General features: G+C 69.6%; 23 protein-coding genes. 8 read left to right on the top strand and 15 right to left on the bottom strand.

What is annotated here, in order from left to right; all coding sequences use genetic code 11:
* Positions 1–9 precede the first annotated feature (9 nt).
* Complete coding sequence (locus Aeryth_RS10945; protein ID WP_067861656.1) at positions 10–1,236, bottom strand: FAD-binding domain-containing protein; 1,227 nt, start codon at positions 1,234–1,236, stop codon at positions 10–12.
* 107 nt (positions 1,237–1,343) lie between these two features.
* Between Aeryth_RS10945 and Aeryth_RS10940 the strand changes: the two genes are divergently transcribed.
* Positions 1,344–2,927 carry a protein kinase domain-containing protein gene (locus Aeryth_RS10940; protein WP_067858460.1) on the top strand — a complete coding sequence of 528 codons (1,584 nt, stop codon included), beginning with the start codon at positions 1,344–1,346 and terminating at the stop codon, positions 2,925–2,927.
* A gap of 9 nt (positions 2,928–2,936) precedes the next feature.
* Here Aeryth_RS10940 and Aeryth_RS10935 read toward each other — a convergent pair whose 3' ends face one another.
* On the bottom strand, positions 2,937–3,359 hold the full coding sequence (locus Aeryth_RS10935; RefSeq protein WP_067858457.1) for a DUF3806 domain-containing protein: 423 nt from the start codon (positions 3,357–3,359) through the stop codon (positions 2,937–2,939).
* 79 nt (positions 3,360–3,438) lie between these two features.
* Between Aeryth_RS10935 and Aeryth_RS10930 the strand changes: the two genes are divergently transcribed.
* Complete coding sequence (locus Aeryth_RS10930) at positions 3,439–3,876, top strand: VOC family protein (protein WP_067858455.1); 438 nt, start codon at positions 3,439–3,441, stop codon at positions 3,874–3,876.
* 19 nt (positions 3,877–3,895) lie between these two features.
* Here Aeryth_RS10930 and Aeryth_RS10925 read toward each other — a convergent pair whose 3' ends face one another.
* The 7 genes from Aeryth_RS10925 to glnA all read right to left on the bottom strand — a co-directional run bounded on the left by Aeryth_RS10925 (position 3,896) and on the right by glnA (position 12,941).
* Positions 3,896–4,243 carry a hypothetical protein gene (locus Aeryth_RS10925; RefSeq protein ID WP_067858452.1) on the bottom strand — a complete coding sequence of 116 codons (348 nt, stop codon included), beginning with the start codon at positions 4,241–4,243 and terminating at the stop codon, positions 3,896–3,898.
* Positions 4,244–4,356: 113 nt separating this feature from the next.
* Entirely contained in the window at positions 4,357–5,868 is a 1,512-nt protein-coding gene (locus Aeryth_RS10920) for a S8 family serine peptidase (RefSeq protein WP_067858449.1), read from the bottom strand.
* 149 nt (positions 5,869–6,017) lie between these two features.
* The gene (locus Aeryth_RS10915; protein WP_083516401.1) at positions 6,018–7,745 is read right to left on the bottom strand and encodes a DUF2075 domain-containing protein; all 1,728 of its coding nucleotides are present in this window, start codon (positions 7,743–7,745) and stop codon (positions 6,018–6,020) included.
* Complete coding sequence (locus tag Aeryth_RS10910; protein ID WP_067861650.1) at positions 7,726–8,052, bottom strand: MazG-like family protein; 327 nt, start codon at positions 8,050–8,052, stop codon at positions 7,726–7,728. Before Aeryth_RS10910 ends, Aeryth_RS10915 begins: the two co-directional genes overlap by 20 nt.
* A gap of 173 nt (positions 8,053–8,225) precedes the next feature.
* Positions 8,226–9,908 carry a TIGR02391 family protein gene (locus Aeryth_RS10905; protein ID WP_083516400.1) on the bottom strand — a complete coding sequence of 561 codons (1,683 nt, stop codon included), beginning with the start codon at positions 9,906–9,908 and terminating at the stop codon, positions 8,226–8,228.
* Entirely contained in the window at positions 9,901–11,049 is a 1,149-nt protein-coding gene (locus Aeryth_RS10900) for a DNA cytosine methyltransferase (RefSeq protein WP_067858443.1), read from the bottom strand. The genes Aeryth_RS10905 and Aeryth_RS10900 overlap by 8 nt, the downstream gene beginning before the upstream one ends.
* Before the next feature lie 470 nt (positions 11,050–11,519).
* Positions 11,520–12,941 carry a type I glutamate--ammonia ligase gene (gene glnA / locus Aeryth_RS10895; RefSeq protein WP_067858441.1) on the bottom strand — a complete coding sequence of 474 codons (1,422 nt, stop codon included), beginning with the start codon at positions 12,939–12,941 and terminating at the stop codon, positions 11,520–11,522.
* Between the two features lie 190 nt (positions 12,942–13,131).
* Here glnA and Aeryth_RS10890 point away from each other — a divergent pair, with 190 nt between their 5' ends.
* The gene (locus Aeryth_RS10890; protein WP_067858438.1) at positions 13,132–13,497 is read left to right on the top strand and encodes an RDD family protein; all 366 of its coding nucleotides are present in this window, start codon (positions 13,132–13,134) and stop codon (positions 13,495–13,497) included.
* 6 nt (positions 13,498–13,503) lie between these two features.
* Here Aeryth_RS10890 and Aeryth_RS10885 read toward each other — a convergent pair whose 3' ends face one another.
* From Aeryth_RS10885 to lipA, 3 genes are read right to left on the bottom strand one after another with little or no spacing between them, the layout of a single operon-like run.
* Entirely contained in the window at positions 13,504–13,842 is a 339-nt protein-coding gene (locus tag Aeryth_RS10885) for a hypothetical protein (RefSeq protein ID WP_067858435.1), read from the bottom strand.
* Positions 13,842–14,546 (bottom strand): DUF4191 domain-containing protein, encoded by a 705-nt coding sequence (locus Aeryth_RS10880; protein ID WP_067858433.1) that lies wholly within the window; start codon positions 14,544–14,546, stop codon positions 13,842–13,844. The genes Aeryth_RS10885 and Aeryth_RS10880 overlap by 1 nt, the downstream gene beginning before the upstream one ends.
* Before the next feature lie 21 nt (positions 14,547–14,567).
* On the bottom strand, positions 14,568–15,533 hold the full coding sequence (lipA, locus tag Aeryth_RS10875) for a lipoyl synthase (protein WP_236749723.1): 966 nt from the start codon (positions 15,531–15,533) through the stop codon (positions 14,568–14,570).
* Positions 15,534–15,611: 78 nt separating this feature from the next.
* On the opposite strand from lipA, the gene Aeryth_RS10870 reads away from it, so the two are divergent.
* From Aeryth_RS10870 to Aeryth_RS10855, 4 genes are all read left to right on the top strand, one after another.
* Positions 15,612–16,883 (top strand): sensor histidine kinase, encoded by a 1,272-nt coding sequence (locus Aeryth_RS10870; RefSeq protein ID WP_067858432.1) that lies wholly within the window; start codon positions 15,612–15,614, stop codon positions 16,881–16,883.
* A complete protein-coding gene (locus tag Aeryth_RS10865; protein ID WP_067858431.1) occupies positions 16,880–17,536 on the top strand; it encodes a response regulator in 657 nt (218 codons plus the stop codon). Before Aeryth_RS10870 ends, Aeryth_RS10865 begins: the two co-directional genes overlap by 4 nt.
* A gap of 628 nt (positions 17,537–18,164) precedes the next feature.
* Positions 18,165–19,043, top strand: coding sequence for an ABC transporter ATP-binding protein (locus tag Aeryth_RS10860; RefSeq protein WP_067858430.1), 879 nt, complete (start codon positions 18,165–18,167; stop codon positions 19,041–19,043).
* Complete coding sequence (locus Aeryth_RS10855) at positions 19,040–20,248, top strand: ABC transporter permease (protein ID WP_067858429.1); 1,209 nt, start codon at positions 19,040–19,042, stop codon at positions 20,246–20,248. Before Aeryth_RS10860 ends, Aeryth_RS10855 begins: the two co-directional genes overlap by 4 nt.
* 41 nt (positions 20,249–20,289) lie before the next feature.
* Here the strand turns inward: Aeryth_RS10855 and lipB are convergent, their stop codons facing one another.
* Positions 20,290–21,015, bottom strand: a complete 726-nt coding sequence (lipB, locus tag Aeryth_RS10850) for a lipoyl(octanoyl) transferase LipB (RefSeq protein ID WP_236749722.1) — start codon at positions 21,013–21,015, stop codon at positions 20,290–20,292.
* Between the two features lie 67 nt (positions 21,016–21,082).
* Here lipB and Aeryth_RS10845 point away from each other — a divergent pair, with 67 nt between their 5' ends.
* Positions 21,083–21,508 carry a hypothetical protein gene (locus Aeryth_RS10845; RefSeq protein WP_067858427.1) on the top strand — a complete coding sequence of 142 codons (426 nt, stop codon included), beginning with the start codon at positions 21,083–21,085 and terminating at the stop codon, positions 21,506–21,508.
* Between the two features lie 3 nt (positions 21,509–21,511).
* On the opposite strand, the gene Aeryth_RS10840 is transcribed toward Aeryth_RS10845, so the two are convergent.
* Both Aeryth_RS10840 and sucB read right to left on the bottom strand, forming a co-directional pair.
* Complete coding sequence (locus Aeryth_RS10840) at positions 21,512–22,402, bottom strand: TIGR01777 family oxidoreductase (protein ID WP_067858424.1); 891 nt, start codon at positions 22,400–22,402, stop codon at positions 21,512–21,514.
* A gap of 7 nt (positions 22,403–22,409) precedes the next feature.
* On the bottom strand, positions 22,410–24,287 hold the full coding sequence (gene sucB / locus Aeryth_RS10835; RefSeq protein WP_067858421.1) for a 2-oxoglutarate dehydrogenase, E2 component, dihydrolipoamide succinyltransferase: 1,878 nt from the start codon (positions 24,285–24,287) through the stop codon (positions 22,410–22,412).
* Between the last annotated feature and the right edge of the window lie 15 nt (positions 24,288–24,302).

Below are 24,302 nucleotides of genomic sequence, written 5' to 3'. Positions count from 1 at the left end.
CGCCCACGTTCAACGACGCACACCCTTGCGCCAGGCGCTGTACGACGTGAGCCGCTGCGACGTCGGCCGCTCCAGCCACCGCCACGGGTGAAGGGCGGCGACGTCGACGTCGGCCGAGCGTCGCGTGAACCACGGGACGGGCGCGAAGGTGACGGCGACGGACCGACCAGCGAGCTCCTCGCCGACGACGCCCCGACGTACCTCGACGTCGCGCCGGGTGGCGAGGTCGGCGAGGGTCTCGGCGAGGAACACGAGCCGCTTGCCCGACCACCGCAGCTCGGCCAGCTTCGGCTCGTCGAACACGTAGACGACGGGGAGGTCGGGGTGCGCCTCGAGTGCGGGGTCGGCGTCGCCCATCGACTCCGGCGTCAACCACACGGCCGACGCTCCGCCCTCGACGACGGGCGTGTCGGGGCCCGGGCCGGGGGCGCCGGCGGCGTGCCCGATGCGGACGGGCGCGTGCTCGACCGTGGGTCCGGGGTGGGCGTCGGGCCACTCCTGCACCGGACACGCATCGCGGAGGACGCACGAGCCGCACAGCTCAGAAGCGCGCTTCTCCACCTGCCACCGGCTGAAGCCGTACGGCTTCCCGGTGCCGGCGCCGATCGTCCACTGCCAGCCTAGGCGGTTCGCGGCCCGCGAGCCGTCGAGCAGGTGGCGGTAGAAGTGGTCCTCGCCGTCGCGCCAGTCGCGCCCGTGCCGGACGGTCCAGTGGGAGGCCCACCACGTGCGCACCTGGTTGACGAGCCACCCGTCCTGCTCGAGCTGGTCCTGCACCCAGCCGATGCACGCCATCCGCTCGTCCCAGTCGGGGTCGACGTCGGGGTGGGGAGGCTCGCGGCGCAGCGGCTCGCGCGTCGCCGGGCCGACCCTGGCGTACACGTGGCGCGCGTACTCCTGCCACAGCAGCTCGTCGCGGTACTTGCGCCGGTCGCCCGACGGCGCGTCGGCCACCGCGTCCCACACGGTCGGGAGGTCGAGGAGCCCGTGCGTCAGGTACGGCGACACGCGACTCGCCCCCTGACGCTCGACGGGCAGCACGTTCGAGCGGGTGCGGGCGTAGCCGGTGACGTCGAGCCCGGCGAGCGCGACGTCGGCGGCCGTCTGCCCGCCGCGGTGACCGCCGGGACGGACGTCGCCAGCGGCCTCCCGCGTCAGGTCGCCCAGGTGCTCCGCGACCCAGGCGACAACGGCGTCGGTGTCGTCAGGCGCCGGCAGGGCGGGGAGGGCGGGCATGGGCACAGCGTGCCAGCGGTCGGGCGGCGTCACGACTCGAGCGGGACCGCCGTGTGGGGGTCGCCACGACGCGCGCGCCTGCGGCCGATGGGCTCTAGCCTGGTCGAATGGCCGAACGCTTGAACGACCGTTACGAGCTGGGTGACCTCCTGGGCGCCGGCGGGATGGGTCGGGTCCACCGGGCCCGCGACCTGCGCCTCAACCGCGACGTCGCCGTGAAGATCCTCAAGGGCGACCAGGTCGGCGACGACACCGCGGCGCGCGCCCGCTTCGAGGAGGAGGCCCGCACCGCCGGACGTCTGCACCACCCGGGCATCGCGACCGTCTACGACGTCGGCGAGGACCAGTCGAGCGAGGACGAGGACCCGTTCATCGTCATGCAGCTGGTCGAGGGGACGGCGGTCTCGGAGGTGCTCAAGCAGCGCGGGACGCTCGCGCCCGACGCCGTGGAGCGTCTGCTCGGCGGCGTCGCCGACGCGCTGTCCGCAGCCCACGCCGCCGACATCGTGCACCGCGACGTGAAGCCCGCGAACATCGTGCTCGCGGAGGGGTCGCGTCCGGTGCTCGTCGACTTCGGCATCGCGATCGGCGCGTCGCGCGAGCCGCTGACGCAGACGGGCAACGTGCTGGGCACCGTCGACTACATCAGCCCCGAGCAGGCGCGTGGCGTGACGGCCACTGGCGCGTCCGACGTGTACTCGCTCGGCCTCGTGGCCTACCAGTGCCTCACCGGCACGTCGCCGTTCCGACGCGAGACGTCGGTGGCGACCGCGCTCGCGCAGGTGGGCGACCCGCTGCCGCCCCTGCCCGACAACGTCCCGGAGCCGCTGCGCCGCCTCGTCGAGACGATGACCGACAAGGACCCGCTGAAGCGTCCGACGGCGGCGCAGGTGCGCGACGCGGTGCAAGGTCGCACCGACGGTGTCACCGAGGTGCTGCCCGCCTACGCGGGTGCGACGACCGCGCCGATGGGCGCTCTCGGTGCCACGGGTGCGACGGCGTCGACCTCGGTGCTCGCGCCCGTCGCTGCCACGGCGGCGATGCAGGCGCCGCCGGAGGAGCCGCGTCGACGTCGGCGTGGCCTGGCGGTGTTCGCCGGGGTGGCGGCGCTGGCGGTCCTCGCGCTGCTGGTCGGCATGTCCGGCGGTCTGTTCGCCGACGCCGACGAGACCGTGCCCGACGTCGTCGGCCAGTCGGTCGCCAGCGCGACGGACAAGATCGAGGCCGTGGACGCGACGGTCAAGACCGAGACCGTCGACGAGCCGAACGCGAAGGAGGGCGAGGTCGTCGGACAGAGCCCGAAGGCGGGTGCTCCCGTGCCGACCTCGGGCCCGGTGACCCTGCAGGTGGCGTCGGGCCGCGTGACGGTTCCGGCCGACCTGGTGGGCCAGCCCGCCGACGAGGTCGCGGCCACCCTCGGCGACCTCGGCCTCACGGTGAAGCGCACCGACGTCGAGTCGTCCCAGACGGCCGGCACGGTCGTCGTCGTCGATCCGACGGGTCGGGTGACGGTCGGCTCGACCGTGACCATCGCGGTGGCCGTCGTGCCGGTGGTTCAGCAGACGCAGCCGACCCAGCAGCAGCCTCAGCAGCAGGACCAGGGCAACGGCAAGAAGGACGAGAAGCAGGACCCGAACGACAAGGGTCCTGGCGGCGGGGGCCCGGGCGGCAAGGACGACAAGAAGCCCTGACGCCGGGCGTCACTGCCCTGGCCGCCGTGCCTGCAGGTCGCGCACGGTCTCGCTGACCTGCACGAGGTAGTCTTCGAGGGTCGACTGGTTCTCGCCCGACCACCGCTTGGCGACGGCGTTCGTGGGGTAGAGCACGAGTGACGGGTCGCCCACGACGCCGAGCTCGCTGCCGTGCTGGTCGGTGACGAGCGCCCACCGCAGTCCGAGGTCGTCGACGAACAGCTGCCCGATGCCGGCGCCGAACGCGTTGATGGTCGGGTTCGGGTCGGGGCGCTCCGCGGCGGGAAGGTCCCACCACGCCTCGCGTGCCTCGAGGAAGACGGCGCACAGTGTCGCGGCGTCCTTGACGCCCATCTGCACGAGCCCGCCCTGCAGCGCCTGGAGCCACTGGTGCTCGGCCTCGGTGAGGTCCTCGATCGTGACGTCGTCCATGGGTCCTCCGTCGCTGCGTGTCGTTCGTCGGCCAGCCTAGGTGCTTGACACGACACGTCCCGCCGAGCGTGGATGAGGGATGTCGTCGCTGCCCCGCCTGGACCACGTGAACCTCACCGTGGCCGACCTGCCCCGCACGGTCACCTTCTTCACGAGCCTCGGACTCGAGCTCGCCGAACGCATGACGATCGAGGGCGAGTTCCTCGACACCGTCGTCGGTCTCCACGACGCCCGCACCGAGACCGTCTGGCTGCGTCCGCCGGGAGGCGGGGGAGCGCTGGAGGTGTCGCGGTACGACCGCCCCGGCCACGTGCTGACGGTCCCCGCGCCGCCGCACGCGGTGGGCCTGCGTGCGGTGTGCCTGGAGATCACTGACCTGCGCGCGACCGTCGCGCGCCTCGACGACGAGGGCTACGCGCTGGTCGGCGACGTCGGCGAGCACGAGGGGACCTGGCTGATGGCCTACGTCCGCGGTCCGGAGGGGATCATCGTCTCCCTGACCGAACGGATCGGCTGACGAGCGTCCAGCGGCTCGCTCAGCCTGCTGTGGACGTCGGGTCCGCCAGGAGGCGAGGGAACACCCCGTCGACGCGGAACTCGGCGTCGAATGGCGTCGTGAGGCTGCGGCCGTCGGTGTACTCGACGTGGGCCTCGCAGCGGAGCGAGTCGCCCGTGTCGGTGAGGAAGCCGAGCTCCTCGCAGGTGACGTCGACGTCGCGGACGTCGGCGTGCACGCCGTAGCGGGAGATCAACCAGGCCGCGCCCTCCGTCCCGTAGCGGAGGTCGTCGGCCATGGCCTCCTCGATCTCGGCCGTGGTGGTGCCGCTGCAACCGGCCAGCACGACCGACCCGAGGGAGACGGCGACGAGGCGGGCAAGGCGCATGACCGCAGGGTAGGGCCGCTGGCGAGGGCGGGTCTTCGTCTTCTGGAACGCGTTCCGGCACGACAGCGGCCCCCGAGCGGAGAGCTCGGGGGCCGCTGCGTCGTGGTGCTGCGTCAGCGACGGACGGCGTCGAGCGCGTCGATCATGCCGTGCCCGGCGTAGCTGTTGTTCGACGGCGATCCGGTGCAGAGCGCGCCCGGGGACGAGCTCGTCTGCTGGGGTGCGCAGGGTCGCTCGTCGGCCTGGGCCTTCAGCTGCTGGATGACGCGCGCCGGCCGCCAGCCGGGGTGCTTGGACTTCATGAGGGCGGCGACGCCGGCGACGTGCGGAGAGGCCATCGACGTGCCGCTCTTGAGGCCGTAGCCGTTGTCCTTGACGATCGTCGACAGGATGCGCGAACCGGGGGCGGCGACGTCGATGACGTTCTTGCCCCGGTTGGAGAACGACGACAGCTGCGTCTCGTTCGACGTGCCGATCTGCGCGTACGAGGACACGGTGACGACCTCGGGCAGCTCGGTGGGGATGTCGAGGCAGCCGTTGTTGATGGTCCGCTCGATCGGGGTGCTGTCGTTGGGGCTGCTCGCGCTGGTCGTCTTGTTGGCGAGGTCGTAGGCGGCGTTGCCGGCTGCCGCGACGTGCACGGTGCCCTTCTTCGTCGACCAGGTGACGGCGCGGCCGACGGCCTCGACGACGGCGGCCTGGTTGGCCTGGTCCTGGCACCAGAACTCGAACGGGTCGATGTAGTAGCTGTTGTTGGTGACGTCCATGCCGCGCAGGCCGGACCACATGAAGCCGCAGATGGCGTACTCGGGGTAGATGAAGCCGTCGTCGTTGACGACCTTGACCGACGCCATGCGCACGTTCGGTGCGACGCCGGTGATGCCGATGCCGTTGCGGGCGGCGCCGATGGTGCCGGCCACGTGGGTGCCGTGGTCGCTGGTGGTCGGCTGCCAGCCGGTGGGGGAGCGGTCGACGGTGCCGCCGTCGGTGCAGTTGACGGAGTTGCTGACGTCGATGTTCGGCGCGAGGTCGGGGTGGTCGGCGTCGATGCCGCTGTCGAGGACGCCGACGAGCACCTTGCGGGAGCCGTCGGTGATCTCGTGGGCGTGGTCGGCCTTGATGTGCGCCATGTCCCACTGCTCGCCCTCGCGCGGGTCGGGCTTGACGTACTTCTGGGGCGTGTTCGCGAACTCGCCCTTCAGCTCGGCGCGCTCGGTGGAGCGGCTCCGCGCGGACTGGCGCAGGGTCGACGCCTGCTCGGCGCGCTCGCTGACGGCGACGGTGCGGGTGGTGCCGACGGAGGTGACGCTGGTGCGGCCGAGGCGGTAGACGTCGGCGCGGAAGTCGGCGTGCGTCGACTGCGCGATCACGACGCCGATCTGCGGCCACGCCTGGACGACGGTGCCGCCGGCCTTCTGCACGACCTTGCGCGCGTCGGCGGTGCCCTTGGCGTTCGCCTTCTTGGCGTTGACGACGTAGGCGCTCACCTGCCCCTCGGGCGTCGCGACCGGTACGGGCGTGGACTTGTCGGTGGTCGCCGCGCCGGCGCTGGTGAGCGTGGTCGCGACGACGCCGAGCGTCAGGGCGGCGGCCCCGACGGCGAGCCCGCGTCGGGCTCGAGACATACCTGTGTTCACGTGCTGTCCCCCCTAGGAACTGCCGGCGGCCACGTGAACGTGGCACTGAGACCGACCGTCCCACCCCACCACAGCCCTCGGACAGTCGTCCAGGGTCGGCGGGTTGCAGGTCGGTGACGGAGCGACAGACCCGTCGCTCAGGGGCGATGCGGTGGCGGAGGGAAGTAGGTGCGGAGTCGCTCACGCAGAGCGGGGTCGCACACGTAGACGTAGGTGCCTCGGATGCCTCGGGTGAGCAGGACCCGGTAGATGTTGATGACGTACTCGAGGAGGTCGTCGTCGGTGTAGGTCTGGCCCAGCGTCGTGTTGTTCGCTCGTCCGTTGCGGTCGTGGTAGTTGGACCTGACGAACTCCGGGCCATCGGTGGCGACGTTCCAGCGCAGCTCGTGGCCGATGATCACCCCGGCGTAGTTGAGGTCGTAGCCCTGGCTCGTGTGGATGCACCCGACTTCCTCCAGGGCAGTGCGTGAGTTGATCCAGTCCTTGTCGGTGCGGTTCCAGAACAGCTGCAGGCCGTCGATCTCGATGTCGGGCCTCTGCTTGTCCTTCTTGCTGACCCAGGGCCAGGCGAAACCAGCCAGCACGCGAGAGAGTCCGTGGTCGACGTCGCGCGCCATGATGTCCTCACGCATCTCGCGGAGGTCGTCGTAGAGGCGGAGGTCGTAGTCGGGGAACTCGATCCGCTGCACGGCTGAGCCTCGCAGCACGTCAGCGACGTAGTCGATGTAGGCATCTCCAGCGAGGGTCCGCATCTGGGTCCAGAGGCGCACGTGCCGGTCGTCGTGCTTGGCCGTCTCGATCAGCGCCGTCACCGTAGCGACCGGCAGGTCCGACATCGGCCTCACCGTCTGCTTGTCGTCGAGCAGCAGCACAGGGACACGGCTCCGAGCCTTGATCCAGTCGAGCTGGGTGTGCTCAATACCCTCCTCGTCGCCCGGGAACAGGCGACGGTTGATCTCGCGGTAGCGGCTGCTCAGCATCTGCAGGCTGCCGGAGAACTGCTGAAGACGGTGGGCCTCGTCGACGATAAGCACGTCGAAGTCGTCGTCAGACTCGGCAACGTCGAAGGGAGTGAGCACAGGCAGGTCGCTTAGTGCTGGCGTCGCTTTGAACACGCTGCGGATCGTCTCGCGCAGCGACTGCTGCGGCACGACGAAGCCGATGCTCAGGTCGCCGAGCGTTACGTCGCCTCCCACCTCGTCCTCGACGAAGGTGTCTGCGTCGAGGTGTGCGTCCCGAGGCTGACGCAGGTCGGCCAGGAGCTTGGCGAGGAAGATGCCGACGATCGTCTTGCCCGTTCCGGGATCTCCCTGGACGACCGCTGGCTCTGACCGACCACCTGCTGCCTCCCGGATGATCGCGACGATCGCCTCGACCGCCGAGGCCTGGGTCGGCGTCAGTGACACGAACGGCGACAGCTTGAAGAGATTGCTGTTCTCGATCTCCTCCAGGTCGTTCCTGAAGAGCCCCTCGGCACGGAGCGACTCGAAGATGGCCGCGAACTTCTCGCGGTAGTGGGACCGGTCGTAGTAGTTGCTGTTCCTGGCGCTCGACTGCTTGTTGAGCACGGTGAAGGTCTGGTCAGCGTTGAGTGCGCGGATCAGGTACGTCTCGAGGTCGAGGCAGACCGACTTGTTGAACGTGTCGTCGAGCACGACGCGGAACTTGTCGAGCAGCCTCGCCTTCGGCGACCTGAGGTGCTGGAACATCCTGGTCGCTGCGTTGACCGACTCGCCCACATACACGTGCCTGGACCCGGTGATCGCGTAGACGACGGGCCAGTTGTCGTAGCGCTCGTCCTCGCGCATCCAGTCGTGGACACAGGACGCATCGAACGACGCTTTCCTAATCTTGGAGCTGGTCATACTTCGTGCTCCGTCCGCGCGCCTTCTCGACCGGGTACTTCGCCTTCGTCCGCTCGAGCTTCGCCAGGACCACCTCGTCGAGATCCGCCTCGAGAGCGTCGGCGAGGAGCAAGGCGTAGGTGGCCACGTCCGCGAGCTCGTCGAGCACCGCCTGGCGGTCATGCTCCTCGTCCCACTGAAAATGCTCGAGCAGCTCGGCCGACTCGATGACGATGCTTCGCGCCAAGCTCGCTGGTGTGTGGAACTGCGCCCAGTCGCGCTCGGCGACGAACTCTCGCAGGGAGCGGAGCACCTCGTCGCTTGACATGGGAGCGAGCCTAGCCATCATCAAGCGCTGGCGGGCCGAAGAGCCGTGTCGGAGCGACCTGGGGGTGCTGTTCGCACATCAGGCCGCAGGGTCATCCCGTTGCAGCGTCGGGTTGGAGGACGGTCACGTGACGTGCGTTGAGTTTCTACTCGCCGTCGGAGTCGGCCGCACTTTCATGGCATGAGAACCGCGTCGTCGAGGCGGCGACGGAGGTGAGACATGAGACTGAGTGCGTCCAGACAGTCGTGATGACTGATCACACCGAGTGACTTGATGGTCTCCAGCGTCTCGTGCGACAGCGGATTGCGGAAGGCCGACCAGATCGCCTTCGACAGCTCCCGCTGCCCGTTTTCCAGGTTCTTCGCAGAGTCGCCGGAGATGGACGGTGAACCAGCGCGAAACTGGGATGTGAAGTTAAGGCGCGGACCCGTCCCTTCGCCAAGCGCCTTCCCGAACAATGATGCCTCGGCTTCATCAGGGAGACTTGCGGCCGCGCGCAGGTCGGCCACGTACTGCTTGCAAGCCTCCAGTAGTGCGTGGTAGTAGTCGCCCGCCTTGAAATAGGTCTCGCAGGCCACCTGGATGCTCGGGTGAAGATGGCGCCAGATGAGATCCGCGTAGGGCGGGGCGATTCCCTTTAGGCTCCTGACGGCCTTACCGCGGTCCTCGTCACTCATGTCCGTGTCATCTGACTCGATGATGTTGATGAGTTCGCGGAGGGGTTCTTTCTCCGGCCCTGCAATGGTGTCGGCCCAGTCGTCTGGGTCGACGCCTGCTTCAGTCTCGATCTGCTGCTTCTTCTTGGCCGCTCGAAGCTGCCGACGAAGTTGAGCTATCTCTTCGACCATCCGCTTCAGCACCGAGCGAATCCGTGCCGCGTCTGTCTGGTCCCAGTTGACGGCACGTCGATCCGTAGCGACAACATCCGGCTTGATGGCGTCAAGACCATCGACTGCGATGTACCCCGTGAGGTACGCGTACGCGTAGCTCGAGTCCGAGGCGCCGAAGAACTCGGGCTCGTTGACCAATCGGCCGTTCGCGTACACTGCCACACCTCGCATTTGGGTTGGCAACGGCTTTTCGGCAGCGATCACGACGCCGACGACCCCGACTCTTGTCAGATCTGTTGAGCTTTCGGGTAGGTCGTTCGGTACTTCCCATTTGAACTCGGTGGCAACAGTGGAGACCCTCAGCTCCCGAGTAACCGATATTTCTGAGCCGTCACGTCCGACCACACGGAGGACAACCTCGCTATCGCTGTAGTGAAACAGGCGCGAAAGGCTCTGCGCGAGATCTGCTGCAGCAATGTCGCTGGATCGATTGAGTTGCGAGACCTTGACGGATGTTCCGTGGTCTGCGGGTTCTGCTGGCTCGCTGCGTGAATCGGGCTGGTAATCACCATCGCCCGTCTCGATGAGGTCCTCCCAGACCATCGTGACAAGGGTCCGTTCCGTCTGTCCTTTACGAGTCGTCGACACCTCGATCCGGTGTCCGATCCCAAAAAGCGCGAGCTTCCCCAATCCCTTCTTGCCTGACACAGTTCTTTTGCCGCTCTCGGAGGCAGCCGTCGTGGCCGAGCCTCTCCTATTACGCCCGATCCGCAGATACTTGTTCCGGACGTCGTCGCGCGACATCCCATGGCCGTTGTCCTCGACCACGATGTACTGCGCGTCGCCGCTGCCGACCACGCGGACCGTGATCTCCGTCGCGTCCGCATCGTAGGCATTGGCAACCAACTCCGCTACGGCGTTGGGAAGCCTTGAGTACATATTTGATCCCAAGTGCTCGATCGTGAGGGGGTCGAACTTTAGGACGAGTTTCGGAGCACCTTGGGCCCCATCCTTCGAGTTAGTCATCGTTCATCTCGGACCCAGGGAGGAGCGACGGAGCATCGAGGGCCGCGAGCAGGTGCGCCCCGACTGCCCGTGCGAGCGGAATCGGGACCGCGTTGCCGATCTGTCGAGCGATCGCGACCTTCGACCCAACCCACTTGTAGTCATCGGGAAACCCCTGGACTCTGGCGGCCTCGTGGTGGGTCAGGGCGCGGTTCTCGGTTGGGTGCAGGTATCTGCCCTTCTCGGGCTTAAAAAACTCCGTGCGGATCGTCACAGACGGCTTCGCGTAATTCAGCCGCCCCATGACGTCCCCGCTACCGGACTTATGTTTCTTCCAGCAATCGGCCAGAAGCCGTTCAGGGATGTCGAATCTGTTTCCGTCGGCTGGGATATGACGGATGCGATCAATCGATAGCTGTTCGTAGTGCCGAGTCAGGTGGAGCTCGTTGGTCTTGAATGCTCCAGGGAGTAAGGTGCCGCCAACCTCAATTGTGCGGTTGGGCAAGTCGATCTCGGTCACGGCGGGTCGGAGTCCGTGGAGCACATCGCCCAGTGAGCGCCACGCTGCGTGTGTTGCGTCCTCGGCCTTCGCGTGAGTCGACACCGGGAAACCTGGGGAAGGCAAGTCGCGGTGGTGGCCAATGAGTATGACTCGCTTCCGGACCTGGGCAGCGCCGTAGTCAGCTGCATTCAGCACCATCGCCCGGAACGTGTAGTTGCCGAGAGGCTGGCTTGGCTGGCACTGACGCTTGAATCGGGCCAACTGCACCGAAGCTAGGAACTGCGGAACGTTCTCGAGCACAAAGTACTTTGGCCTGGCCTTGCGGATAGTTTCGGCATAACGCAGCCACAGTTGATTGCGCTCATCGAGCTGCTGCTGCTTGCCGAGGGCGGAGAAGCCTTGACAAGGTGGCCCGCCGATTACGACGTCCGCTTCAGGTATGTCCTCAGATTTCAGCCAGTCCTCGATGCCACCCGCGAACACGGTCTCGGGGTCGTGGTTCTCGGCATAAGTCGCTGCTGCTGCTGTGTCATTCTCGATGGCCCTGAGCGTCTTGAAGCGAGTCGACTCCGCACCGAAGCCAGAGCTGAGGCCTCCGGCCCCACTGAAGAGGTCGAGCACGCGAATCTCGGTGCGCGGAGAAGGCCGAGGAACCGTCATGCACCGAACTCTAACCAGTCTGTAGGACGCTTCGCGGGGGGTTCGCGGAGACGCGCCGATGACACCGCAGTGGTCACCTGCGGCATCGGGGCGTCCAGCTCTCGATGCTTGCCAGCGTCCTCTGAGAGCGAGCGAACGGGATACACGCGCTTCGGCATTCCGTACATATAGATGTGGCTGGAAGGGGGAAAGCGTATCGACGCGTCTGTGACGCGGATTCAGACCGTGCGCTCCGCGTCGGACAATTGTGCCATTCCCTCGCCCGGCAATCGAGTGCGCGACGCGGTGAGAGCGGCATCGACCAGGGCCGGAGACCCTCTGAAGCCGCTCCCATCACTGGCGCACGGCCAGCGCGGGTGACTCCTGTAAGAGGTGGTCAACGAGCGATAACGACAGACGTCCAACTGGCAGGGGTTGCAACAAGAAGCCCCACCACGGCATGCGGGGCGGGGCTTCTCGTTACCGACGGGTCAGATGTCGTAGTACAGCTCGAACTCGTGCGGGTGCGGACGCAGCTGGACCGGGAGGATCTCCTCGGTGCGCTTGTAGTCGATCCACGTCTCGATGAGGTCGGGGGTGAACACGTCGCCCTGGGTGAGGAACTCGTGGTCAGCCTCGAGGTTGTCGAGGACCGCGTTCAGCGACGTCGGGACCATGTCGATCTCGGCGTACTCCTCCGGCGGGAGCTCGTAGATGTTCTTGTCGATCGGGGCCGGCGGCTCGATCTTGTTCTTGATGCCGTCGATGCCGGCGAGCAGCAGGGCCGAGAAGGCCAGGTAGGGGTTGCTCGACGGGTCGGGGCAGCGGAACTCGATGCGCTTGGCCTTCGGGTTCGAGCCCGTGATCGGGATGCGGACGCAGGCCGAACGGTTGCGGGCCGAGTAGACCAGCGCGATCGGGGCCTCGAAGCCCGGCACCAGACGGTGGTAGGAGTTCACGGACGGGTTCGTGAACGCCAGCAGCGACGGCGCGTGCTTCAGGATGCCGCCGATGTAGTGGCGCGCGGTGTCGGACAGTCCGCCGTAGCCGGCCTCGTCGTAGAACAGCGGCGAGCCGTCCTTCCAGACCGACTGGTGCACGTGCATGCCCGAGCCGTTGTCGCCGAAGATCGGCTTCGGCATGAAGGTCACCGTCTTGTCCGCGGCCCAGGCCGTGTTCCGGACGATGTACTTGAACTTCATGATGTCGTCCGCCGCCTTGAGCAGCGTGTCGAACTTGTAGTTGATCTCCGCCTGGCCGGCCGTGCCGACCTCGTGGTGACCGCGCTCGAGGACGAGGCCCGCGTTCGCGAGGTTCGTCATCATGTCATTGCGCAGGTCGGCGGTCTGGTCGGTCGGCGCGACGGGGAAGTAGCCGCCCTTGTAGCGGACCTTGTAGCCACGGTTGTCGGTGATGTCCTCACCGGTCGACCACGCCGACTCCAGCGACGTGATCTCGTAGAACGACTTGTTGGCGCTCGTGCCGTAGTTGACGCGGTCGAAGATGTAGAACTCGGCCTCGGGCGCGAAGAACGCGGTGTCGCCGATGCCGGTGGTGGCGAGGTACGCCTCCGCCTTGCGCGCGATGTTGCGGGGGTCGCGCGAGTACGCCTCGCCGGTGATCGGGTCGTGGACGAAGAAGTCCATCGCGATCGTCTTGCGACGCTTGAAGGGGTCGACGTAGGCCGTGCCGAAGTCGGGGTAGAGCACCATGTCGGACTGGTCGATGCTCTGGAAGCCGCGGATCGACGAGCCGTCGAAGGCCACACCGTTCTCGGCGGCGTCGGCGTCGAATGTCCACGCCGGCAGCGTCACCTGCTGCTGGATGCCGGGCAGGTCGGTGAAACGGACGTCGAGGTACTCGACGCCCTCGTCCTTGACGTACTTGAAGAACTCGTCGGCATTGCCGAACATGGGGCCTCCTCAGCCACGCGGTGGTGGCCTGGTCGTCGATGTGGCGGGAGCGGACGCCTCGGCGGCCGCGTCACCGACGCTAGGCAGAGGCAGTTTCCCTACCGTCACTCCATTGTTTCGGGCATGTTACAAGTCTCGCCCGAGGATGAACGCCACGTGTCGTCGGTGTGCCGCCCGCTAGGCTCACGACGTGTACGACGTCTCGCTCGGTCGCCGCCTGCTGGCCCTCTTCATCGACTGGGCGGTGGCGATGCTCAGCGTCGTCGCGGTCACCCGGACGCCGCTGGCGGGGGAGGGGGCCGTCAGCTCCTTCGTCACCCTCGGGGTCTTCTTCGTCGAGGTCACGCTCCTGACCGGCGTGCTCGGCTACTCCATCGGCAAGCGCGTGCTGAGCCTGCAGGTCGTCTCGCCCGACGGGCAGCCGATCGGCCTCCCGCGGGCGGCGCTGCGCACGGCCCTGCTGTGCCTCGTGATCCCCGCCGTCATCCAGAACGAGGACCACCGGGGACTGCACGACATCCTCTCCGGGTCGCGCGTCGCCCGCCTCGGGATCTGACGTCGCTCAGCGGTCGAGGTCGGCGCGGTTGCGCTCCACCGACACGACCGTCGCGCCGTCGAAGCAGAAGCGCGCCACCCCGCGGTAGGACTCGCGGTAAGTCGTCCGTGCGTACAGGCACGACGCCCCCGACGGCTCCGCCCGTCCGCCCTCCTCGACGAACGTGCGCGCTAGGTCGGGGTCGTCCGTGCCACCGGCCTCGCGCACGTCGTCGGCCGTGAGCGCGTCGCCGCGCGCGTCGAGCGAGCGGTACGTCTGGCTCGTCATCTCGCCCGACGTCGCCGCCTGGCACGCGCCGACGCCGAGCGTCGCCGCGAGCGCCAGGACCAGCCACGTGCGAGGCATCAGCCCCGCATCTGGCGGCGGGCGCCCTTCATGCTCGTCGGCACCGGGCCACGCGGCATGGGTGCGGCCGGGCGCATCGCGTCGAGCGCCTTCAGCTTGTTGAGGATCGCGGTCTGCTCGGCCGGCTTGATCGCGTTCGGCAGCTTGCGCACGTGCTTGATCAGCTTCGGCAGCGGCACCTCGCCGTCGCCGCGGCCGACGACGACCTCGAGCACCGGCACCTCGTCGCCGACGATGCGCGCGTGCTTCTTGCGCTCCGACGCGATCAGGCTGCGCACGCGGGTGGAGTTGCCCTCGCCGACGAGGATGATGCCCGGACGCCCGACGACGCGGTGCACGACGTCCTGGTTCTTGTTGAACGCCGCCGCCTGCTTGACGTGGTAGCCGCGACGCAGCATCTGCAGCGCGCCTGCAGCGGCGCCCGTCTGGCCCTCGACCTGCGAGTAGGCGGCCTTCTCCGCGCGACGTCCGAGCACGAACAGCGCGCCGAGGATGCCGAACAGCACCGAGATGATCACGGTGAGGACGATCGCCAGCACGCCGGTGCCGATGAACGTCAGCAGCAGCACGGCCGGGATGCCGGCGCCCAGCACGAAGGCCAGCAGCATGAACAGGCCGACGTTGCGGTCGGACTGCTTGGTGATCTTGTACGCCTGGCGCAGCTGGCGCAGACGTCCCTCGGGCGGGGCGGCAGGGGTGGACATGCCGCCCATCCTACGGGTGCCTCAGGCGGCGCCGTCCGTGTGGCGGAGGACGACCTCGCCCGTGGACTCACGCCTCTCGACGGCCTGCTGGTAGAGGCGTCCGGCGCGGTACGACGAGCGCACGAGCGGGCCCGACATGACGCCGGCGAAGCCGATCTCGTCGGCCTCGTCCTTGAGCTCGACGAACTCCTCGGGCTTCACCCAGCGCTCGACGGGGTGGTGGCGCGGGGAGGGGCGCAGGTACTGCGTGATCGTGATGAGGTCGCAGCCGGCCTCGTGCAGGTCGCGCAGCGCCTGCGAGACCTCCTCGCGGGTCTCGCCCATGCCGAGGATGAGGTTGCTCTTGGTGACCAGGCCGTAGTCGCGCGCCTGCATGATGACGTCGAGCGAGCGCTCGTACGTGAACGCCGGACGGATGCGCTTGAAGATGCGCGGCACGGTCTCGACGTTGTGCGCGAGGACCTCAGGCCGGGAGCTGAAGACCTCCTCGAGCAGGTCGGGCTTGCCGTTGAAGTCGGGGATGAGGTTCTCGACGCCGGTGCCCGGGTTCAGCTCGTGGATCTTGCGGACCGTCTCGGCGTACAGCCACGCGCCACCGTCGGGCAGGTCGTCGCGGGCGACGCCCGTGATCGTCGAGTAGCGCAGCTCCATCTTCTGCACGCTCTCGGCCACGCGGCGCGGCTCGTCGCGGTCGAGCGGGGCGGGCTTGCCGGTGTCGATCTGGCAGAAGTCGCAACGTCGCGTGCACTGCTCGCCGCCGATGAGGAAGGTGGCCTCGCGGTCCTCCCAGCACTCGAAGATGTTGGGGCAGCCGGCCTCCTGGCAGACCGTGTGCAGACCCTCGCCCTTCACCAGCTTCATCAGCTCGTTGTACTCAGGACCCATCTTCGCGCGGGTCTTGATCCACTCGGGCTTCTTCTCGATCGGGGTCTGGCTGTTGCGGACCTCGAGTCGAAGCATCTTGCGGCCGTCCGGTGCGATCGTCACGCCGTCCAGCGTACGCCGCCGTCCCAGCGTCGCCACGGGCGCACGCCTACCGGGGCGTAGCCTCGCTAGGGTCGAGGCGTGAGCATCCTCGACCGCTCCTGGACCCGACCGCGACCCACGCGCGCCCAGCTGGCGACCGACGTCGTCCTGGGGGTCGTCGCGGCCCTCGTGAGCGTCGCGTCGGTGCAGGTCTACGCCAGCGCGTCGGGCGTGTCGACGGGCTGGAAGGGCGTCGAGGCGTACCTGTGGTTCGGCCTCGGCGGCCTCGCCCTGTGCTGGCGTCGGCAGTACCCGCTGACCGTCCTCGTGGTGGTCTCGGCCGTCTTCATCGTCGTCGGCGAGCGGCTGCTCGAGCTGGGCGCCGTCTTCACCATCCAGATGGTGCTCTTCGCCGCGCTCTACGCCGCGTGGGCGTGGTCGCGGCGGCCGAGGTCGCTGATGGTCGTCACCCTGGTGGTGCTCGTCGGCATGTTCGGCTGGCTGCTGTGGTCGTTCGGTCGCGACCTCATGCCGCCGCTCGGCGAACAGACCGGTCTGCTGCCACCCAAGGTCGCGCTCATCGTCTACAGCGTCGCGCTGAACGTCATGTACTTCTTCGGAGCCATCGCCTGGGGGCAGGCCGCCTACCTCAGCGCCCGACGCAGCGCGCTCGTGGAGGACCAGCGCGAGCGCGAGCGCGCCGTGCAGGACGTCGAGCAGCGGCAGGCCGTGCAGGCCGAGCGGGTCCGGATCGCACGCGACCTGCACGACGTCGTCGCGCACCACGTCAGCGGCATCGGCGTGCAGGCCGCCGGCGCCAGCCGCCTGCTCGAGGCCCGGCCCGAGCGCGCCCGCGAGGCGCTCGGGGCGATCGAGACGTCGTCGCGCCAGGCCGTCGCCCAGATGCACCAGATCGTCGGGCTGCTGCGCTCCGACGACGACGCCGCGCCGTCGGACCGCGGCCCCCAGCCAGGCCTCGACGACGTCCGCCAGCTCGCCGTGACCACCGACCGCCCGTCCGTCGAGGTGCACTGCGTGGGGGAGACGTTCCCCGTGCCGGACACGGTCGGGCTGTCGCTCTACCGGGTCGCGCAGGAGGCGCTCAGCAACGTGCGACGCCACTCCGCGGCGACGTCGGCGCGGGTGACCCTGCGCCACCTCAGCGAGCCGGGGGAGCGCGCCGCGGTCGAGGTCGAGGTGCTCGACGACGGCCCCACCCGCTCCACGCCCCGCGAGGACGGCGGCGGGTTCGGGCTCGACGGCATCCGCGAGCGCGTCGCCATGCACGGCGGCCTCGCCGACATCGGCCCCCGACCCGCGGGCGGCTTCCGCGTGCGGGTACGCATCCCCGTCGACCGGGAGGACGCATGAGCGACCCGACCCCCATCCGCGTGCTGCTCGTCGACGACCAGGAGCTGATCCGCGCCGGGTTCTCGATGATCCTGGAGATCGAGGACCACATCGAGGTCGTCGGCGAGGCGCGCGACGGCGACGAGGCGCAGCGCCAGGTCGCGGCGCTGTCGCCCGACGTCGTGCTGATGGACGTGCAGATGCCCGGCACCGACGGCATCGCCGCCACGGAGCGCATCGTCGCCGAGCACCCCGACACACGCGTGCTCATCCTCACGACGTTCGACGACGACGAGTACCTGTTCGCGGCGCTGCAGGCCGGCGCCAGCGGGTTCCTGCTCAAGAACTGCCCGCCCGAGGACCTCGTGAGCGCCATCGGCCTCGCCGCGCAGGGTCACGGGCTGCTTGCGCCCGAGGTCACGCGTCGCGTCATCGCCCGCTCCACCGGCCGCGCCCGCCACGACGCGACCGTCCTCGACGACCTGACCGACCGCGAGCGCGACGTGCTCCGCGCCCTCGCTCGCGGGCTCAGCAACGCCGAGATCGCCGCCGAGATGTACGTGAGCAGCGCGACCGTGAAGTCGCACGTCTCGCGCATCCTCACCAAGCTCGGCGCCCGCGACCGCGTGCAGGCGGTGATCGTCGCGTTCGAGTCCGGCCTGATGGATGACTGAACCCGACCGAGCGCAGCGAGGGAGCCGTGAGGGCGATGGAGCCGTCGCACCATGGGCGTAGCCGCGACGGAGCGAGTGGTGCACGCCGAAGGCGTCCCGCTGTATCGAGACCTCGGCAGCGGTCAGGCTCAGGTGTGTGCCCGCTCTGCGCTGATCCGCGCCGAGTGGTCTCGATACGCGGCCTCGAGCTCGCTGGCGCTCGCCGCGGCCGCTACTCGACCAGCGGTGGGGTGCTTGCTCGACGCTGATCCGCCCTGAGTGGTCTCGATGCGCCGATGCGGATGCTCGTTCCTCGCGTGCATCGGCTACTCGACCAGCGGTGGGGGTGCTCGCTCGACGCTGATCCGCGCCGAGTGGTCTCGATACGCGGCCTCGAGCTCGCTGGCGCTCGCCGGGTCCGCTACTCGACCAGCGGTGCTGGGTGGGCGCTCGGCGCTGGTCCGCGCCGAGTGGTCTCGATACGCGGCCCCGGGCTCGCTGGCGCTCGCCGGGTCCGCTACTCGACCAGCGGTGGGGGTTACTCGACCAGCGGTGCTGGGTGGGGTGGGCTCGACCTAGCCGAACGGGGGAGGCGATGGTGGCCGCGCGGCCGATGCGGCGAACCTGGACGGATCCCTAGCGTGGACGCATGATCACCGTCGAGAAGCTCAGCAGACGCTACGGGGACGTCACGGTCGTCGACGACGTGTCCTTCGAGGTCCGGCCGGGGCGCACCACGGGTTTCGTGGGCGCGAACGGCGCGGGCAAGACCACCACCATGCGCATGATCATGGGGGTGCTCAGTGCCAGCGCGGGCGAGGTGCGCTGGAAGGGCGAGCCGATCACCGCCGACGTGCGCCGCTCCTTCGGCTACATGCCGGAGGAGCGCGGGCTCTACCCGCGCATGAACCTCGTCGACCAGCTCGTCTACTTCGCTCGCCTGCACGGGCTCGACCCCCGCGACGCGCGCTCGCGCGTCGACGAGCTCCTCGAGCACTTCGACCTCACCGACCGCGGCAGCGACCTGCTCGACACGCTCTCGCTCGGCAACCAGCAGCGCGTCCAGATCGCCGCGTCGCTCGTTCACCGCCCGACCGCGCTGGTGCTCGACGAGCCGTTCTCCGGCCTCGACCCGCTCGCCGTCGACTCGATGGTCGACCTGCTGCAGCAGGAGGCCGCCGACCTGCCGCTGCTGTTCTCCAGCCACCAGCTCGACCTCGTCGAGCGGCTCTGCGACGACCTCGTCATCCTCGCCGGCGGCCGCGTCGTGGCCGCCGGACCCGTCGACGAGCTCCGCGACCGCGGCGCTGTCCGCTACCGGGTGGTCATGGACGGCGCCGACGCCGCGTGGCTGCGCGACCTGCGTGGCGTGCGCACCCTCGACGTCGATGGCGAGGAGGCGCTCGTGGAGCTGGACGGACTCAAGCCCGCCGAGCTGACGCGTGCCGCCTTCGAACGCGGTCCGGTCGTCGAGGTCGCCCGCATGCACCAGCCCCTGTCCGACATCTTCCGGGAGTCCGTCCGATGAGCACCCACACCCCGCACCCCGACCAGAGCAGCGGCACCCGCGCGCCGCGTGACGCGTGGAAGGTCGTCGCGCGGCGTGAGATCGACGTGCAGGTGCGGACGAAGTCGTTCCGCATCGGCCTGCTCGTCACGATCGTCGGCATCGTCGCCACGATCGTCGGCGTCCACTGGTTCCAGAACCGCGACACGACGCAGACGGTCGCCGTCGTCGAGCCGGCGGCCGCCGCGGTGGTCAAGGCCGCCGACCAGCTCGCCGGCGACGACACGCTGACCATCCGCCCGAAGAGCGTCGCCGACACCGCCGCGGCGGAGCGGGCCGTGAAGGACGGCGACGCCGACGCCGCCCTGCTCGCGACCGACGACGGCTACGAGCTCGTGGGGGAGCGCGACGTCGACGCGACCGTGCAGCAGTCCGTCACCGCAGCGGTGCGCGCGACGGCGCTGCAGCAGAACGCCGCCGCTCAGGACGTCGACCTGTCCGCGCTCGACGCCGGCACGACCACGTCGGAGCGGCTGCTCGATCGCGGGGCCGACGACGGCGGGCTGCGCCAGGCGACGTCGTTCGTGTTCGTCCTGCTCTTCTACCTGACCGCGATCGTGCTCGGCATGGGCATCGCGAGCAGCGTGACGCAGGAGAAGGAGAGCCGGGTCGTCGAGATCCTCGCCGCCGCCGTCCCGATCCGTCAGCTGCTGTGGGGCAAGGTCGTGGGCAACACGGCGCTGGCCGTGCTGCAGATCGTCAGCTACGCCGCAGCCGGTGTCGTGGGGCTGCTGCTCACCGGCCAGAGCGGCGCGCTCGACGTCGTCGGCCTGCCGATGCTCTGGTACGTCCTGTTCTTCCTCGTCGGCTTCGTCGCCCTCGCCAGCCTCTGGTCGGTGGCCGGGTCGCTCGCGTCGCGCACGCAGGACCTGCAGTCGACGACGATGCCCGCGCAGATGCTGCTGCTCGTGCCGTACTTCCTCGCGATCCTGGGCGGGGAGAGCATCAAGACGGTCGTGTCGATGATCCCGGTGGTCTCGTCGATGATGATGCCGGCGCGGCTCGTGGAAGGGTCCGTGCCCGCCTGGCAGGTCGCGGTCGCCCTCGGCGGCACGCTGCTCGCGTCGGTGCTGCTCGTGAGGGTCGGAGCGCGCGTGTTCGAGCGGACCCTGCTGCGCACCGGCGACAAGATCGGCTATCGCGAGGCGCTCTCGCTGGCCGAGTAGACGCCACGTCAGCGCCACGTCAGCGCTGGGTCAGGCCGACGTCAGGACGTCGCAGCCCCCGGGAGCCCGAGCACGGGCACCTGGGGGTGCGCGTCGTCGTGCACGAGGTCCGGTGACGACGTGTACGGCTCCCAGCCCAGCAGGTCGACGAGGTGCGGACGCACGGCGTCGGCCGCCTCAGGCACGCGCACCCGGCGTCCCAGCTCAGCGGTCAGCGTCGTCACGCCTGCGTCGGCGATGCCGCAAGGCACGAACCGGTCGTACCAGGCGAGGTCGACGTCGGCGTTGAGCGAAAAGCCGTGCATCGTCACCCCGCGGGTCACGCGGATGCCGATCGCGGCGATCTTGCGCTCCGGGCCGCGCTGGTCGGCCGCCACCCACACGCCGGAGCGTCCCGGCACCCGGCCGGACGCGACCCCGAGGTCGGCGACGGCGCGGATCAGCGCCTCCTCGACCCGCCGCACGTAGTCGACGACGAGCACGTGGGAGGGCAGGCGCGTGATCGGGTAGCCGACCAGCTGGCCCGGGCCGTGGAACGTGATCTTGCCGCCGCGGTCGACGTCGACGACGGGGGTGCCGTCGAACGGACGCTCGTGCGGCTCGGTGCGCTTGCCGGCCGTGTAGACGGGCGGGTGCTCGAGCAGGAGCGCGGTGTCGTCGATCTCGTCGGTCACGCGCTGCGCGTGCAGCTCGCGCTGCAGCTCCCAGGCCGCCTCGTAGTCGAGGGCGCGGTCGCCGTACCAGTCGTCGATGATCTGCAGGCTCACGCTCCTACCGTAGCCCCGGTGTGGACGGCCGCTCGACGCGAGCGGGACGGGCGTCGAGGCTGACGTCATGACCAGCTGGCTGGCGGCGCTCGTGACGTGGTGCAGCACGCTGCTCGGCACGGGCGACGCCGACCTTGCCTGCCTCGAGCTGGGCCGTCTCGACGCGCTGCGGGCGGAGGCGTTCGTGAGCGGCGACCCGGAGCCGCTCCGCGACGTCTACGCCACGCCCACGCTGCGCGAGGCCGACGCGAGCGTCCTGCGCGGCTGGTCCGACCGGGGGCTGCGGCTCGAGGGCATGGCGCAGCAGCGGACGTCGTGCCACGTGGTCGCGCGGTCCGGCCGGCGGGTGGTGCTCGACGTCGTCGACCGGCTCGGGCCCACCCGTGCCGTGGGCCCGCAGCAGGCGTACCGGCTCCCCAGCGACCAGCCGACCCGACGCAGGGTCCTGCTCACCTGGACGGCCGACGGGTGGCGCATCGGCGCGACCCGGTGAGCGTCAGGCGAGGGCCGAGCGGAGGGCCGACGCGAGGTCGGCGTCCTCGAAGACGAACCCGTTGTCGAGCAGCACCCGCGGCACCATGCGCAGCGAGCCGAGCAGGTCGTCCGAGAGCGCCCCCAGCGCCACGCGCAGCACGGGAGCCGGCGCGACGAGCACGGTCGGGCGGCCCAGCACGTCGCCGAGCGTGTTCGTGAACTCGGCGTTCGTCGGCGCCTCCGGCAGCGACAGGTTGACCGGGCCGCTGATGCTCTCGCGCTCGAGCAGGAAGGCCACGGCGCGCACCCAGTCGCGGCGCGACATCACCGACATGCGCTGGCGACCGTTGCCCAGGCGCGGACCGAGCCCGAGCTTGAACGGCAGCAGCATCGGACCCAGGAGCCCGCCCTCGTCGTCGAGGGGGAGTCCGGTGCGCAGGTGCACCACGCGCTGGCCGGCCTGCTCGGCCTCGACCGTGGCACCCTCCCACGCGACGCAGAGGTCGGCGAGGAACCCGTCGCCGCGACCGGCCGACTCGGTGAGCCGGTCCTGGCCGCGGTCGGCACCGTAGATGCCCATGGCCGAGCCCGACAGCAGCACGGTCGGGGAGCTCGACGCCGCCACCGCGCGCGCGATGGTGGTGGTCGAGTCGACCCGCGACGACCACAGCTGCTTCTTGTAGCTCTTCGTCCGGGGCCACCGGGCGATCGTCGCGCCCGAGAGGTTGACGACGGCGTCGGCGCGGTCGATCAGCACCTGGTCGATCCGGCCGGCGGCGGGATCCCACAAGGAGGCGTCAGGACCTGGGGTCCCCGAGCGCACCAGACGCGTCACCTGGTGGCCCTGGTCCCGCAGGTGCGAGACCAGGGCCGAGCCCAGGAAGCCGGACGCGCCGCCGACGACGACGTGCATCAGCGGGTCAGAGCTCGCCCTCGAAGGAGCCGCTCTGCAGCCGCTCCTTGACCGCCGTCAGGAACCGACCGGCGTCGGCACCGTCGATGAGGCGGTGGTCGTAGGTGAGCGCCAGGTACGCCATGCTGCGCACCGCGATGCTGTCGCTGCCGTGCGCGTCGGTGATGACCACCGGGCGCTTGACGACAGCACCGACACCGAGGATCGCGACCTGCGGCTGGTTGATGATCGGCGTGTCGAACAGCGCGCCGTTGCTGCCGAGGTTCGTGATCGAGAACGTGCCACCGGACAGCTCGTCGGGCTTGATCTTGTTCGTGCGGGTGCGCTCGGCCGCGTCGGCGATCTTGCGCGCCAGCCCGGCGATCGAGAGGTCGCCGGCGTCCTTGATCGTGGGCACGAGCAGACCGCGCTCGGTGTCGACGGCGATGCCGAGGTGCTCGCCGGCCGGGTACGTGACCGTGCCGGCCTCGAGGTCGAGCGCCGCGTTGAGCGTCGGGTACTGCTTGAGCGCCTCGACGGCCGCCTTCGCGAAGAACGGCAGGAACGTCAGCTTGACGCCCTCACGCTCGAGGAACGCGTCCTTGTGCTTGGTGCGCAGTCGGGCGATCTCGGTGACGTCGACCTCGTGCACCTGCGTGAGCTGGGCCGAGATCTGCAGCGACTCGGTGAGTCGCGACGCGACGACCTTGCGCAGCCGGCTGAGCTTCTCCGTCTTGCCGCGCAGCGGCGACGGCTCCGATGACGCGGCCGGCGCGGGGGCGGAGGGCGCCGACGCGGCCGGGGCGGGCGCTGCGGCCTCCTCGGCCTTCTTGGCTGCGTCGAGGACGTCCTGCTTGCGGATGCGACCGCCGACGCCGCTGCCGGTGACGGCCGCGAGGTCGACCCCGTGCTCCTTGGCGAGCTTGCGCACGATCGGCGTCACGTAGGTGTCGCCGCCGCTCTGCGTCGAGGCGCCCGACGTCTGCGGGGCCTCCTGCTTCGGCTCGGGACGCGCCTCGTTCTCCGGGTGCGCCTGCTTCTCGGGCTGGGCGGTCGGGGCGGAGGCGGACGGGGCGGGAGCCGACTCCTCCTTCGTGACCTCCTCGGCCTTCTCGGGCTGGCTCTTCTCGGCCTCGGCGGCCTCCTCGAGCTTCTCGGCCTGCGCCGGGTCCTCGGCGGGGTCGCTGTCGAGCGACGGGGCCTCGTCGGACGAGCCGCCCGAGGAGGAGCCCGCGGCGGACGGGTCGCCGACGACGGCCAGCACGGCGCCGACCTCGACGGTCTCGTCCTCCTCGACCTTGATCTCGAGGATGGTGCCCGCGACGGGGGAGGGGATCTCGGTGTCGACCTTGTCGGTGGAGATCTCGAGCAGCGGCTCGTCGACCTCGACGGTGTCGCCGACGGCCTTGAGCCAGGTGGTGACGGTGCCCTCGGTGACGCTCTCGCCGAGCTCGGGCAGCGTGACCTCGGTGCCCTCGCCGGTCGACTGCGTCTCCAGGTGCGGCTCCTCGCCGTGCTGGTTGACCGGGGTGCCGTCGCTCTCGCGCGCCGGCTCCTCACCGGGCTGCTCGGCGGACGCCTCGTCGGAGGAGCCCTCCTCGACGTCGGCGTCCTCGGTCTCCTCCGGCTCGGCCGGGGCCTCGCCGCCGCCGTCGGACGGGCTCTCGTCGGCGTCGCCGATCACGGCGAGGTCGGCGCCGACCTCGACGGTCTCGTCCTCCTCGACCTTGATCTCGAGGATGGTGCCCGCGACGGGGGAGGGGATCTCGGTGTCGACCTTGTCGGTGGAGATCTCGAGCAGCGGCTCGTCGACCTCGACGGTGTCGCCGACGTTCTTCAGCCAGGTGGTGACGGTGCCCTCGGTGACGCTCTCGCCGAGCTCGGGAAGGGTGACGGTCGTTGCCATGATGTCGTCCTCGTT

It is taken from the genome of Aeromicrobium erythreum (assembly GCF_001509405.1).
Classification (GTDB): Bacteria; Actinomycetota; Actinomycetes; order Propionibacteriales; family Nocardioidaceae; genus Aeromicrobium; species Aeromicrobium erythreum.
Note: the sequence above shows the minus strand (reverse complement) of the source record. Positions and strands in the feature narration are given on the sequence as shown.